This is a genomic window from Variovorax saccharolyticus (assembly GCF_030316765.1).
Lineage (GTDB): Bacteria > Pseudomonadota > Gammaproteobacteria > Burkholderiales > Burkholderiaceae_C > Variovorax > Variovorax saccharolyticus.
In genome coordinates, this window is record NZ_JASZYT010000009.1 from 152,500 (window position 1) to 166,726 (window position 14,227).

10 protein-coding genes and 1 riboswitch are annotated in these 14,227 nt (G+C 69.3%); of the genes, 3 read left to right on the top strand and 7 right to left on the bottom strand.

Features of this window, described 5'->3' with window-relative positions; all coding sequences use genetic code 11:
- Positions 1-27 precede the first annotated feature (27 nt).
- The 6 genes from QTI45_RS25470 to QTI45_RS25495 are packed head-to-tail and all read right to left on the bottom strand — an operon-like array spanning position 28 to position 7,238.
- On the bottom strand, positions 28-1,530 hold the full coding sequence (locus QTI45_RS25470) for a M81 family metallopeptidase (protein WP_286369496.1): 1,503 nt from the start codon (positions 1,528-1,530) through the stop codon (positions 28-30).
- Positions 1,531-1,572: 42 nt separating this feature from the next.
- Positions 1,573-3,234, bottom strand: a complete 1,662-nt coding sequence (locus tag QTI45_RS25475) for a dipeptide ABC transporter ATP-binding protein (protein WP_286656440.1) — start codon at positions 3,232-3,234, stop codon at positions 1,573-1,575.
- A gap of 10 nt (positions 3,235-3,244) precedes the next feature.
- On the bottom strand, positions 3,245-4,192 hold the full coding sequence (locus QTI45_RS25480; protein ID WP_286656274.1) for an ABC transporter permease: 948 nt from the start codon (positions 4,190-4,192) through the stop codon (positions 3,245-3,247).
- 10 nt (positions 4,193-4,202) lie between these two features.
- Positions 4,203-5,144 (bottom strand): ABC transporter permease, encoded by a 942-nt coding sequence (locus QTI45_RS25485; RefSeq protein ID WP_286369498.1) that lies wholly within the window; start codon positions 5,142-5,144, stop codon positions 4,203-4,205.
- Between the two features lie 2 nt (positions 5,145-5,146).
- Positions 5,147-6,721, bottom strand: coding sequence for an ABC transporter substrate-binding protein (locus tag QTI45_RS25490; RefSeq protein WP_286656275.1), 1,575 nt, complete (start codon positions 6,719-6,721; stop codon positions 5,147-5,149).
- A 58-nt stretch (positions 6,722-6,779) separates the two neighbouring features.
- Positions 6,780-7,238, bottom strand: coding sequence for a MarR family winged helix-turn-helix transcriptional regulator (locus tag QTI45_RS25495; protein WP_286369500.1), 459 nt, complete (start codon positions 7,236-7,238; stop codon positions 6,780-6,782).
- A 201-nt stretch (positions 7,239-7,439) separates the two neighbouring features.
- Positions 7,440-7,557: riboswitch (glycine riboswitch) on the bottom strand.
- A 203-nt stretch (positions 7,558-7,760) separates the two neighbouring features.
- On the opposite strand from QTI45_RS25495, the gene QTI45_RS25500 reads away from it, so the two are divergent.
- The gene (locus QTI45_RS25500; protein ID WP_444813308.1) at positions 7,761-10,007 is read left to right on the top strand and encodes a heavy metal translocating P-type ATPase; all 2,247 of its coding nucleotides are present in this window, start codon (positions 7,761-7,763) and stop codon (positions 10,005-10,007) included.
- A 32-nt stretch (positions 10,008-10,039) separates the two neighbouring features.
- On the top strand, positions 10,040-12,529 hold the full coding sequence (locus QTI45_RS25505; protein WP_286656276.1) for a mechanosensitive ion channel family protein: 2,490 nt from the start codon (positions 10,040-10,042) through the stop codon (positions 12,527-12,529).
- 26 nt (positions 12,530-12,555) lie between these two features.
- Here the strand turns inward: QTI45_RS25505 and QTI45_RS25510 are convergent, their stop codons facing one another.
- The gene (locus QTI45_RS25510; protein WP_286369503.1) at positions 12,556-13,062 is read right to left on the bottom strand and encodes a CinA family protein; all 507 of its coding nucleotides are present in this window, start codon (positions 13,060-13,062) and stop codon (positions 12,556-12,558) included.
- 121 nt (positions 13,063-13,183) lie between these two features.
- Here QTI45_RS25510 and QTI45_RS25515 point away from each other — a divergent pair, with 121 nt between their 5' ends.
- On the top strand, positions 13,184-14,224 hold the full coding sequence (locus tag QTI45_RS25515; protein WP_286369504.1) for an MBL fold metallo-hydrolase: 1,041 nt from the start codon (positions 13,184-13,186) through the stop codon (positions 14,222-14,224).
- Positions 14,225-14,227: the final 3 nt, after the last annotated feature.

The window sequence follows — 14,227 nt, forward strand, 5'->3', positions numbered from 1 at the left end:
TCGATCGGGGTTTCAGGGTTCGGTTGTTCAGGGGTTCAGGGACATCGAGGCCGGCAGCTTCGTCCACGGCAGGTCCGCCGGGTCGGCAGCCATCGGGCCCTCTGCCTTGGCCACGAGGATGTGGCTGGCGATCGGCGCGAAGTCGGCGCGAAAGTGCACCGAGCTCTTGTTGACGAGGATCTTCATCGTCTCGGGAGCGATGCCGAGGAAGCGGAACATCTCCCGGTCCAGCATCTGCGTCTTCTGGGTGCAGATGCCGACCAGCACGCCCTGCACTTCGAGGCACGCGCTGGGGCCGAGGCGCACTTCGCCGCCCATGCCCATCGGGCCCTTGAGCGTGACGAGCCCGTCATGCAGCCGGCGCACCGTGGCGCGCACGACCACGGGTGCATCGCTCTGCCGGCCGCCCCAGGTCGGCACGCTGCGACCGAGTTGCACGTCGATGCGCGCACCCTCGCCGGCCGCATGCGCCTGCGCCGCGGCTTCAGGGTCCGCGAGCAGGCCGATCGCGACCTGGCCGGGAAAGCGCTCACCGGCTCCACAGGCCAAGAGCGCATGGAGCATGCCGGTGGTGTTGCTGTCTCCGCCAGCCCCGGGGTTGTCCTGCGTGTCGGCGATCACGATCGGCTTGTCCTCCTCGTCCGCGAGCGACATCGCCTGGCGCACCGCGGCGTCGGGAGTCTTCAGGTCCAGCCGCCACTGGCTGCGCGGCTGGTCCACGCGCGCGAAGAGCGCCTCGACCGCCGCCGCGGCCTCACCGCCATAGCCCCAGATCACCGGTCCGCATTCCGCGATGTCGGCGGCGGGAAAGCCCATCGCAAAGCTCAGCACGCTGCCGTGCCTTTGGTCGAGCCGCAGCAACTCGTCGTAGACCGCATTGGCCGGCGCGGTCATCGTGCTCTGGGCGTTGAGCGGCAGAAGGAAGTCCAGCCGGCGAACGGCCAGCGGTTCGCGTTCGCCGCGCTCGATGCGGCGTGCGAGCAGCGTCGCAGCGAGCGCACCGGTGTCCTTCATGTCCACATGCGGATAGGTTCGGTAGGCGACGAGCGCATCTGCTGCCTCCAGCATCTGCGCCGTGACATTGGCATGCAGGTCGAGGCTCGCGACGATCGGCACCTGCGGGCCGACACGCGCACGGATGCGCGCGAGCAGTTCGCCTTCGGGATCGTCGAGGTGCTCGGCGACCGCCGCGCCGTGCAGGTCGAGGTAGACCGCATCGACGCCCGGCCCCGCGAGCGCAGCGCGCAGGTCCTCGTCGATATCGCCCGCAATGCGTTCGAAGGCATCGCGCACGACATGCGCGGAAGGGTTTGCGCCGGCCCATCCCGACGCGGTGAGCGACCAGCCCCGGGCCTCGGCTTCCACGATGAAGCCGCCGATCGGAATCGCCTTGCCGCGATAGGCCTCGATGATCGCGGGGCCGCGTCGGTAAGGCGGGAATCCCGAGCCTGCCTCGAAGGCGGCCCAGTCGGCACGGGTGGGCGCGAAGGTGTTGGTCTCGTGTTGGAAACCGGCGATGAAGACGTTCATGAATGGATCCTGGGAAATGCGTGGAGTTCGGGTCGAGGTGCATCAACCCCGGCCGAAGGCGAAGCCTCGTCCCGGGGCGGCGGCCAGCAGTGCGCGGGTGTAGTCCTCGCGCGGCGCGAGAAGCACGTCGCGCGCCGGGCCCTGTTCGACGATCGCACCCTGGCGCATGACGATCACGCGGTCGCAGATCTGGCTGGCGACGCGCAAGTCGTGCGTGATGAAGAGGATGCCCACGCCGGTCTTCTGCTGGATCTCGTCGAGGAGCTTCAGGATCTGCGCCTGCACCGAGACGTCGAGCGCGGAGACCGCCTCGTCGGCGATCAGCAGCTTGGGCTCGCAGGCCAGGGAGCGCGCGATGCAGATGCGTTGGCGCTGCCCGCCGGAGAACTCGCTCGGGTAGCGCCGCAGCGCCTCGGGCTTGAGGCGCACCAGGTGCATCAGTTCCTCCGCGCGCTTCAAGGCCTTGTCGTACGGGACGCCGAAGTTCAGCGGCCCTTCGATGATCGACGCGCCCACCATCTGACGCGGATTGAGGGAGCGATAAGGGTCCTGGAAGATGACCTGCACGTCGCGCCGGAACGGCGAGAGAAGCCGTCCGCGCAAATGCGCGACCGAGCGGCCGTTGGCGTGGATCTCGCCGGCGGTCGGGTCGATCAGCCGGGCAATGCAGCGCGCGAGCGTCGACTTGCCCGAGCCCGATTCGCCGACGATGCCCACGGTCTCCTTCGGACGCACGACCAGCGATGCTTCCTTGACCGCATGCACCTCGCGTCGCTTGCCTGGCCAGCTGCCGCTGACATAGGTCTTGACGATGCTGCGCGCATCGAGCAGCGGGAAGTTGTCGGTGACCGGCGGGCGCGGATGCGCCGCAAGCTCGGGCACCGCGGCCAGCAGCATCTTCGTGTAGGGCTCGCGGGGCTGCGTGAGCACGCTGCGCGCGGGCCCGCGCTCGATCATCTTGCCGAGCTGAAGCACCACGACCTGGTCCGCGATCTCGGCCACCACACCGAAATCGTGCGTGATGAACAGCACCGCAGTGCCGTTCTCGGTCTGGAGTTCCCGGATGAGCCTGAGGATCTCGGCCTGCGTGGTCACGTCCAGGGCGGTGGTGGGCTCGTCGCAGATCAGGAGCGCCGGCTTGAGGATCAGTGCGATCGCGATCACGATGCGCTGGCGCTGACCGCCCGAGAGCTGATGCGGGTACGAGTCGTACATGCGCGCGGGGTCCGGCAGCCGCACGCGCGCCATGATGTCGAGAATGGCCTGGCGGCGCGCCGGCTTGTCCATGCGCACATGCTGGGTGAGCACCTCGTCGATCTGCTCCCCGCAGGTCATGACCGGATTCAGCGCGGTCATCGGCTCCTGGAACACCATCGCCATCGTCGGGCCGCGCAGCCTGCGGAACTCGGCCTGCGTGGCGCCGACCAGTTCGCGGCCATTCAGCTGGATCGATCCCGCAACCGGTGTCAGGCCCGGCGGCAGGAGGCCCATCACGGCGCTGGCGATCACCGACTTGCCCGAGCCCGATTCGCCCAGCAGGCAGACGATCTGGCCGGGCGGCACTTCGAAGCCGATGTGCTCCACGGCATTGGGGCGATCGGCGCCGCGCGGCAGCGCCACCGCCAGGTCGCGCACCGCGAGCACCGGTTGCACCGGCAGAGCCTCGCGTGCGGCGACTTCCTTCACTTCTTTCTCGACGGTCATCTGCATGGTCCTACTCCCCGCGCTTGTTGAACTTGGGATCGAGCGTGTCGCGCAGACCGTCGCCCATGATGTTGACGGCCAGCACCGTCGCGGCCAGGAAAATGCCCGGGAAGAGCAGGTTGTGCGGGTACTGCTTGAACTGGGCACGGCCCTCGGCCATGATGTTTCCCCAGGTCGCCATCTCGGCCGACAGGCCCACGCCGAGGAAGGACAGGATGGCCTCCACCAGGATTGCGGAGGCGCACACGTAGGTGCCCTGGATGATCAGCGGCGCGATGGCGTTGGGCAGGATGTGCCGCGCCAGCAGCTTCCAGGTCGGCGTGTCGAGCGCGATGGCGGCTTCGACATAGGGCTCTTCGCGCACGCTCAGCACCACCGAGCGCACCAGCCGCGCCACGCGCGGGATCTCCGGCACCGCGATCGCGAACACCACCGTCGCCAGCGTTCCGCCGAACAGCGCGACCAGGCTCACCGCGAACAGGATGCCGGGGATCGCCATCACGCCGTCCATGAGGCGCATGACGATGCCGTCGAGCCGGCGAAAGTAGCCGGCGCCGAGGCCGACGATCAGTCCGAACACCAGGGCCACGACGGCTGCCGCGAGCCCTACCGTGATCGATACTCGCGCGCCGTAAAGCGTCCGGCTCCAGATGTCGCGCCCGAGGCTGTCGGTGCCCATGACGAACAGGTGGTTCTCGATCACGTCGCCCGAGAGGTTGTTGAAGTCGCCCCGGCTGCCGGGCATCAGGTTGCCGCTGCCGGGGTCCATCGCGACCGGGTCGATGGTCCCCAGCCACGGCGCAAGAATCGCCATGGCGACCAGCAGCACCAGCACGCCGCCGCCGAAGCGCACAGCGCCGTTGGCGAGCACGCGGCGCCACAGCGTCTTGCGCCGGGGAGGCGGTGCCTCGGTCGCCGGATCGGTGGACAAGGGGTCCAGAAGGGCTTGTTGCGTCATGGACTTTCCTTCAGTAACGGATGCGCGGATCGAAGACCAGGTAGCTCAGGTCCACCAGCAGGTTGACCAGCACGTAGATCACCGAGAAGAAGAGCGTGATGCCCTGGATGAGCGGGAAGTCGCGCGAGAGCACCGCGTCCACCGTGAGCGAGCCGAGCCCGGGGATCGCGAACACCGACTCGGTGACCACCACGCCGCCGATGAGCAGGGCGATGCCGATGCCGATGACCGTGACAATGGGCACCGCCGCGTTCGCCAGCGCATGGCGCATCAGCACGCGCACTTCCGGAATTCCCTTGGCGCGCGCGGTCCGGATGTAGTCCTCCGTCATCGCTTCGGCCACCGCCGCGCGGGTGACGCGCGCGATCAGCGCGACGTAGATCACCGACAGCGCCACCGCCGGCATGACCAGGTTGCGCAGCCACGGCCAGAAGCCGTCGGCGATGCGGTTGTAGCCCTGCACAGGAAGCCATTGCAGCTTGAGCGCGAAGAACCAGATGAGCAGATAGCCGATCACGAACACCGGCACCGAGAATCCCAGCGCCGAGAAGCCCATCAGCGCGCGGTCCAGCCATCCGCCGTGGCGCCACGCGGCCAGCACGCCGAGCGGCACCGCGATCAACAGCGTGAGCAGGAGCGTCACGCCGGCGAGTGCGAGGGTCGGCTCGATGCGCTGGCCGATCAGTTCGACGACCGGCTTCTTCATGAAGAAGGACTCGCCGAGGTCGCCCCGCAGCAACTGCGAACCCCAGCGGCCGAACTGCACCGGCAGCGGATCGTTCAGACCGAGGTTGGTGCGCACCTGGGCGAGGTTCGCGGTCGTCGCGTTGTCGCCCACGATGGACGCCGCTGGATCGCCAGGAGCCAGCCGCGTCATCAGGAACACGATCAACGCCACCACCGCCAGAACAGGAAGCGTGGCGACGATGCGCCGGAGCAGGAAGGCCAGCATGGTCAGTTCTTCCTGATGCCCCAGAGCACGCCCACCGGACCCGACACCAGGCCGGAGACGACGCCCTTGCGATAGGCCGTGAGCGGCTTGTACTCGCCCACCGGGGCGAACACGGCGGCGTCGAACACGCGTTCCTGGATCTTCGTGGCGAGCGCCTTGCGCTGCGCCTCGTCGCTGGTCTTGAGGAACTCGCCTTTCAGATTCTCGAGCTCGTCGTCGGTGGTCCAGCCGAACCAGCCCTTCTCGCCATTGCCCGTCATTGGCGCGAAGTACATCGGGTTGATGTTGTCCGCGAGGCCCCAGCCGGTGATGAAGGCATTCCATCCGCCTTCGCTCGCGGGCTTCTTCACCGCGCGCCGGGTCACCAGCGTAGGCCAATCCATCGACTGCATGTCCACGTTGAAGCCGGCCTGCTTGAGCAGCGCCGCCATCACCGGCGGGAACTTGTTGATCGCCGGAAAGTTGGCCGGGTACAGGAGAACGATCGGCTCGTTCTTGTAGCCGGCCTCCTTGAGCAGCGCCTTCGCCTTCTCGAACTGCGGCTTGCCGGTGAAGTAGGAGGTCTTGGCCGAGTGATAGATGCTGCCGCTCGGGTAGATGGAGTGGTTCGTGTTGTACAGCTCCTTGTGCACCATCTGGGCGCGCAGCAGCGCTTCCTGGTTCATCGCCATCAGCGCAGCCTGCGCGATCTTCGCGTTGTTGAAGGGCGGCACGAGGCGGTTCAAGTGCAGCGCGTAGGAGCCGGTAGGCACCGGGCTCGCGAGCTCGATCTTGGGATCATCCTTGAGCGCCAGGTACTGTTCCGAAGGCACCCACTCGATCATGTCCACCTCGCCGTTGGCGAGTGCGTTGGCCTGGGTCTGGGCATCGTTGAGAACGACCCATTCCATGCGGTCCACGTGGACCAGCTTGCCACCCGCGGTGCCGCTCGCGGCTTCCTTGCGCGGCACGTACTTGGTGTTCTTGACGTAGACGATCTTCTCGCCCGGACGGTACTCGTCCGCCTTGAAGATGTACGGGCCCGAGCCGACGGTGCTGTTGATCTGCTGGTCTGCCGGCGTCTCGGCAACCGCCTTGGGCATGATGAAGGGCGGGTTGGAAGAAGGCTTGGACAGCGCCTCCAGCACCATGCCGAAGGGCTCCTTGAAGCTCATCACGAAAGTCTTGTCGTCCTTCGCCTCCATGCTGGCGAGCGCTGCCAGCATCTTCTGGCCGAGCCCGTCGCGCTGGCCCCAGCGCTTGATGGACTGGATCGCGTCGGCCGAGGTCACCGGCTTGCCGTCGTGAAAGGCAAGCCCATCGCGCAGCGTGAAGGTCCAGGTGTTGCCGTCGGCGCTGCGGTTGTAGGCGCCCACCATCTGCGGCTGCACCTTGCCCTGAGCGTCGACGCCGAAGAGCGTGTCATACACCGCGTAGCCATGGTTGCGCGTGATGAAGGCGGTGGTCCAGATCGGGTCGAGGATCTTCAGGTCGGACTGCGGCACGATGCGCAGCACTTTGTCCTGCGCCTGGGCGAGCGGCGCCAGGCCGATGAGGGCGGCGCCGATCAGGGCGGCAACGAGAGGCTTCTTGAACATGGGTCAGCTCCTGGTAAATGAAGGCGAAAGGAAAGTGAGAGATGAAAAGCAGGGACGGTCAGGTCATGAAGCGCCGCGCATCGAGCGCATCGCGCTCCACCTGTGCCGTGAGGCGATCCAGGCAGCGGTCGAACAGCGCACGGTCCGAATCGCTGAGCACGCTCAGGAGCGAGCGCTCCATCTTTCGGCCCAGGCGGTTGCACTGCCGGACGATGTGACGGCCTTCGTCGGTGAGGTGCAGGTGCACCCAGCGCGCGTCCTGCGCACCGATTTCGCGCACCAGCAGCTGCCGCCGAGCCAGCGAAGTGATCAGTTTGGACACCAGCGTCTTCTCGAGCCGGCTCGCTGCCACGACCTCGCCCTGCGTGATGCCCGGCGTGGCATAGGCAAGCCGCAGCACACGCAGTTCGCGCAAGCTCACGCCGTGCGCCTCTTCGTAGACTTCGGTGGCCAACTGCTTGGCCTGGTCGTTGAACACGTCGATGCGAAAGGTGAGGAATTCGCTCAAGCCCGTCATGTGCTGCTCCATCGATAAACCATCGGGTGCGATTGGAAATAGTTGCTGAATGCAACCATTGCAGACGAAGGAGCAGCATTCGTGCCGGGCATTTCGCACCATCAGCGGGCGGCTTGCCGGAAACGAAGAAAGTCGGAAAAGAGATGGGACAGTGACACGGGGACCTCTGCGACGGGCGCAGCCATGGCTGCGCCATGGCCGTCATCCCGCGCTGTCCCTTGTGCCTGAGAGATTCACCGCGCCCGCCCTGTGCGCTTGCGGCTTGCCCCTTCGGCGGCCGGCCCGGTTGATCCGGCCAGCGCTCTCCAGCGTGTTGGTGCATCCAGTCCTGGAACCTGAGCGTTCGTGGGAACTACGCCTTCGGTAACGCACCGTCGTAGCTCATGGCGGCGCATTTCTCCTGGATGCGGTTGGATCGGTTGCACTTTGCGTGCCAGCCAGTCTTGTCCATGAAGGTCGCACGCGCCACCCCTTGACCCTGTAGCGGGTACAGGGTGTGAAATAGCCATGAAAGCGACATTCATGGCCAGACACCTTCACGAACACACACCCGCGGAAGCCGCCGCAGCCGATGCCTGCTGCGGTCCCGCTGCCTGCTGCGGCCCCGCCGCGCCGGCGGCCCCCGACGCCGCGGCGCCCAACACCTTCCGCATCGCCACCATGGACTGCAGCGTCGAGGAGTCCGAGATCCGCCGGCTGGCGGAGCCGATCGCCGGGATCCGCGGCCTGCACTTCCGCCTGCCCCAGCGGACGCTGCGCATCGACGGCAGCGACGACGCGGTGCAGCGGGCGCTGGCGGCGATCCGCAAGGCCGGCTTCGTCCCCGAGCCGCTGGCAGCGGCCGCGCCCGCCGGCAACGCAGCCGGTGGCGAGATGCACGAACACGCCGCCACCGGCCACGCGCGGCTGGCGGCGGCGCTGGCCCTCGCCCTGGCGGCCGAAGCCGTGTCCTTCTTCGCTCCCGACACCACCGCCTGGGCCGGCGCGGGGATGGCGGTCGCGGCGGTCGCGATCTGGCTGGCCGGGCTGGAGACCTACGCCAAGGGGCTGACCGCGCTGCGCCACGGCAAGCTCAACATCAACGCGCTCATGTCGGTCGCCGTGACGGGCGCCTTCGTCATCGGGCAATGGCCGGAAGCCGCGATGGTGATGGCCCTCTACGCGATCGCGGAACTGATCGAGGCACGCGCGGTCGACCGGGCGCGCAACGCGATCAAGGGGCTGGTCGGGCTCGCGCCCGACGCCGCCGAGGTGGCTCAGCCCGACGGCGGCTGGCGCCGCATCAAGGCCAGCGAGATTCCGATCGGCGCGATCGCGCGGGTGAAGCCCGGCGAACGCGTGGTGCTCGACGGCGTCGTGACCCGGGGCCACAGCAGCATCGACCAGGCCCCGGTCACGGGCGAGAGCATCCCGGCCGACAAGGAGCCCGGCAGCCCGGTCTTCGCCGGCACCATCAACCAGAACGGCGAACTCGAGTTCCGGGTGACCGCGCTCGCCGACGACTCCACGCTGGCCCGCATCATCCATGCCGTCGAGGAGGCCCAGGGCACCCGGGCCCCGACCCAGCGCTTCGTCGATCGCTTCGCGGCGATCTACACGCCCGCCGTGTTCGCTCTCGCGCTGGCGGTGGCCGTGCTGCCGCCGCTGCTGCTGGGCTGGCCCTGGCTCGTCGCCGTCTACAAGGCGCTGGTGCTGCTGGTGATCGCCTGCCCCTGCGCGCTGGTCATCTCGACCCCGGTCACGGTGGTCAGCGGACTGGCGGCCGCCGCCCGCCGCGGCATCCTGATCAAGGGCGGCGCCCACCTGGAGCACGCCCGCCTGCTCAAGGCCGTGGCCTTCGACAAGACCGGCACGCTGACCGAGGGCAAGCCCAGGCTGGTGGCCTTCCAGGCCTGGCGCCAGGCCGACGAGGACCAGGCACGGCGCTGGGCACGCAGCCTGGCGCTGCGCTCCGACCATCCGGTGTCGATATCGATCGCCCAGGGCCTCGAAGGCGAGGCGCTGCCGATCGACGGCTTCAAGGCCCTGCCGGGACGCGGCGTCGAGGGCGTCGTCGACGGCCGCCCGATGGTGCTCGGCAATCGCCGCCTGATCACCGAGCGGGGCCAGGCCGATCCGGCGCTCGAGGCCGAACTGGCGGCCCACGAGGCACAGGGCCGCACGATCACGCTGCTGGCGGACGCGCACGGCGCGCTGGCGCTGTTCGCGGTGGCCGACACCCTCAGGCCCAGCTCGGTGGCGGCCATCGCCGCGCTGCGGCAGCTGGGCGTCGCGCCCGTGATGCTGACCGGCGACAACCCGGCAACGGCCCTGGCGGTCGGCCGCGAGGCCGGCATCGACGATGCCCGCGGCGGACTGCTGCCGGACGACAAGCTCTCGGCCATCCAGGACATGCGACGGCGCTACGGCCCGACCGGCATGACCGGCGACGGCATCAACGACGCGCCGGCCCTGGCCCAGGCGGACATCGGCTTCGCGATGGGCGGCGCCGGCACCGACACCGCCATGGAAGCCGCCGATGTCGTGATCATGAACGACCAGCTCGGGCGCGTGGCCGAGACCATCCGGTTGTCGCGCCGCACCCACGCGGTGCTGTGGCAGAACATCACGCTGGCGCTCGGGATCAAGGCGGTGTTCTTCGTGCTGGCGGTGTTCGGCAGTGCCACGATGTGGATGGCGGTGTTCGCGGACATGGGCGCCAGCCTGCTGGTGGTGGCCAATGGGCTGCGGCTGCTGCGCGGCGTGCCGGCGCCTTTTCGTTCGCCTTGACAGGCGCCGAGCTTCGACAGCAACATCCCGCCGTGAGCTCAACCTGGCGCGGCGCCCTCCAATCCCTGATCGCCGGCGTCATCTGGAGTCTCTGCGTCGCGGCCGGTGCACAGTCCGCGCCCGCGGCGCCCGCCACCGAATCATCCTCGGCCATCGCGGCCTCCGGCATCGAGGCCATCGCGCCGGCCGAGATCACGGCCCGCGCCGATGCCGACGAGGCCTTCGTCCAGGCGGCCATGCGCCGGGCCGTCGACGCCGGCGAGCTGCAGCACTTCGAGGACGTGCTCGAACGCCAGACCGCGGCGGTGCGGCAACTCAGCGAGCTCACGACCGACAGCGACCTGTCGCTGCTTCCGGTGCGCCGCCTCGAAAGCCTGCAGCGGCACTGGCTGCTCTACGCCCGGCAGATCGCCGAGCAGCGCGCGCGCCTGTCGCGCATCACCCGTGATCATTCGCAGGATGCCGCCTCGCTGGCGGCCCGGCGCAGCGCATGGCAAACCGCTCGCGCCGCGACCTCCGAGCTGGCGCCGGCGCTCCTGAAGCGCATCGACGAGCTGATCGCCCAGATCGAGCAGGCCGAGGGCCGCGTCCTGCAACCGCTGGGCAAGCTGCTCGATCTCGGCCGCCAGGCGAGCGCCCTGGCGGCGCAGGTGGAGGCCGGCGAGACGGCGGTGCTGGCCCAGGTCGAGGAGCTCGATCGCCGCCTGCTCTCGATGGATTCGCCGCCGCTGTGGCAGGGCGCAGCCGCCGGCCAGAGCGCCGAGCCGGCCCAGGTCAGCCTTCGCAAGAGCCTCGCCATCGAGACCGCCTTCGCACGCGACCACGATGCCGCGAACGCGCCCATGCTGCGGGTGCTCGTGGCCGTCGGCCTGCTGCTGCTGCCGCTGCTGTTCTGGCTGCGCTACCGTGCCGCCCAGCTCATCGCGCAGGGGCACGCGAGCGACGCCTCGGTGCAGGCGCTGACCCGGCCCTGGGCCGCCTGGCTGGTGCTGCTGGCACTGGCTGCGGTGGTGTTCGATTTCCAGGGGCCGGCGATCCGGCAGCAGGCGGCGATGCTGCTGGCCTGGGTGCCGGTGCTGCGCCTGCTGCCGGCGCGGATCCTGCAGGCGGTCGGGCCCTGGGCCTACCTGAGCGCCGTGTTCTATTTTCTGAACGTGCTCGGCTCGCTGCTGATCGGCAACGAGTTCCTCTACCGCAGCATGCTGTTCGTGATGGACCTGCTGATGGCGGGCGCGCTGGCCTGGCTGGTGTCGCGGGCACGCCGCGCGGCCGACGATGACGGAGCGCCGGAGCGGCCCAAGGCCATGATGTACCTGCTGGGCGCCGCCGCCGTCGTGCTCGCAGCCGCGGCCGTCTCGAACCTGCTGGGCAACGTGTCGCTGTCGACCATGCTCACCGGGGCCGTGCTCGACACCAGCTACCTCGCGCTGGTGATGTACGCCGGTGCCACGGTGCTGGTCGCACTGTTCAGGGTGCTGTTCGCGCGCACCGGGACGGCGCGCCCCGAAGCGCGCAGCGCTGGCTCGCTGATCGATGCCGGCGCCCGGATCGGCCGCACGCTGATGGCGGTCGCCTGCGTCGTGATCGGGCTGCAGGCCTTCCGGATCTACCGCCCGCTGTCCGACTTCGTGCTCGCGGTCCTCTCCTACGGGTTCACGATCGGCGTGGTGTCGCTCAGCCTCGGCAACATCGCCGCCTTCGTCGCCGCGGCCTGCCTCGCCTTCTGGCTGGCACGCACGATCCGCATGCTGCTGGCCGAGGACATCCTGCCGTCGCTCGCGCTCACGCGCGGGGTGGGCAACAGCATCTCCACCCTGAGCTACTACACGGTGCTGCTGGTCGGCCTGCTGTCGGCGCTGGCCGTGCTCGGATTCCCGATCGGGCAGCTGGCCATCGTCTTCGGCGCGCTCGGCGTGGGCATCGGCTTCGGCCTGCAGGACATCGTGAAGAACTTCGTCGCCGGCCTGATCCTGATGTTCGAGCGGCCGATCCAGCCCGGCGACGTGGTGGATGTGGCGGGCATGTCGGGCACGGTGCGCCAGATCGGCATGCGGGCCACCATCGTGACCACCTTCGAGGGCGCCGACGTGGTGGTGCCCAACGGCATGCTGCTGGCCGACAAGCTGGTCAACTGGACGCTGCGGGGCACCCGGCGGCGCATCGACATCAACGTCAGCACCGGCCCGGACGTGCCGCCGCGCCGGACCATCGAGCTGCTGCTGGCCATCGCCCGCGGCGTCGACGGCATCGCCACGGTGCCGGAGCCCGCCGCCCTCATGACCGGCATGACGGCCGGCGCGCTCGACTTCAACCTGCGCGCCTGGACCACCGACAGCGTCAGCTGGGTGGTGGTGCGCAGCAGTCTGGCGGTGGCGGTGCGCGAAGGCCTGGCCGAAGCCGGCATCGAGGTGCCCCGGCCCCAGAGCGACCTGCACCTGCGCGGCGTGTCTGCTGAGTTTGCGCAACGGCTTTCCGGCCAGGCGCCGGATTCCGCCGCCCGGCCGGAGGCCGCGCCCGGTTGACCACGAGCCGCCGGCAACGTGGCAGCTCAGCGCGCTGCGTCCGGTGCGTGCAGCACTTCGTCGAACAGCTTCAGCAACTGCCGGGCGAACAGGTCCATGTTCAGTGCCCGGTCGCCCTCGCCGGTCTCGACGGTCCGGGTGCATGCCTCGGCCCCGATGACCGCGACGCACACCCGCCCGGGCACGTCGCCGTAGGGGCTGGCCGAGGGCCCGGCCGCGCCGCTCTCGGCCAACCCCCAGGTCGCGCGCAGCTGGGTGCGGATCCGGGTCGCGACCAGGGCGGCGTAGGGCTCGGTTTCGCCGCGCATGCCGGCGACGTCGGCGGGCGTCAGCCCCAGCAGCGCCCTGCCGGCGCGCCGCGTATAGACCACCGCGCCGCCCAGGAAGAAGGCCGAGGCGCCGGGGATCGCCAGCAGCGCCGCCGAGACCAGGCCGCCGGCCGAGGATTCGGTGACCGCCACCGTCTGGCCGCGCTCGCGCAGGGTGGTGCCGATGCGGGCGGCGAGCGTGGCGAGCGGTGGCAGATCGGACATGCGGGACTCCAGGAAAGCGTCGGGATGGCCGATCATGACGCAGGGAGCGTCGCGATGCGGGGGCGGGACTTTCCCGCCGACGAGGAGCTCGCTAGACTCGGCCGCACAAAGGGCCGAACCCATGATCTTCGAGCAGATTGCAACCGGCGGCTGCCAGTCCTACCTGGTGGGCTGCGACGACACCCGGGCCGCCGCGCTGATCGATCCGGCGCTGAGCCAGATCGACCACTACCTCGCACTCGCGGCCCGCGACGGCGTGCGCATCCGCTACCTGATCGACACCCACACCCACGCCGACCATTTCTCGGCCACCAAGGAGCTCGCGCGCCAGCTGGACGTGCCGGTCGTCATGCAGCGGGCCAGTCCGGCGCCCTTCGTCGACATGCGGATCGGCGACGGCGAGATGATCGTGGTGGGGCAGCTGCGGCTGCAGGCGATGCACACGCCGGGCCATACGGCGGACTCGATGTGCATCCGGGTCGAGGACCGCCTGTTCACCGGCGACACCCTGCTGATCGGCGGCACCGGCCGCACCGACCTCCCGAGCGGCGATCCGGAGGCGCTCTACGACAGCCTGTTCAACCACGTGCTGCAGCTGGACCCGGCGCTCAAGGTGTTCCCGGCGCACGACTACAAGGGCCGCAGCCACTCGACCATCGCGGACGAACTCGCGTCGAACCCGCGGCTGCAGAAGCGCGAGCGCGGCGCCTTCGTCGAGATGATGCGCAGCCTCAACCTCACGATGCCGACCCACCTCACCGAGGCGCTGCGCACCAACATGAGCGGCGGCAAGACGGTGGCGCGTCTGCTGGCCGAAGCCACCTCCACCGTGCCCTTCATGTCGCTGGTCGAACTCAAGGCACGTGTCGAAGCCGCGGAAGACGACCTGATCGTGCTCGACGTGCGCGAGCGCGACGCCTTCGAGGCCGGCCACATCCCCGGCGCGCGGCTGCTGCCGCGCGGCCAGCTCGAGCTGCGCGTCAACCAGGAGCTGCCCGACCCGACCCGGCGCATCCTCACCTGCTGCGAACTGGGCTACATCTCGACCTTGGCGGCGGCCACGCTGCGCGAAATGGGCTTCCTGCACGCCGTCGCGCTGGACGGCGGCATGAAGGCGTGGCGCGAGGCGGGGTATCCGCTGGAAGGCAAGGCGGGGGCCTGAGCG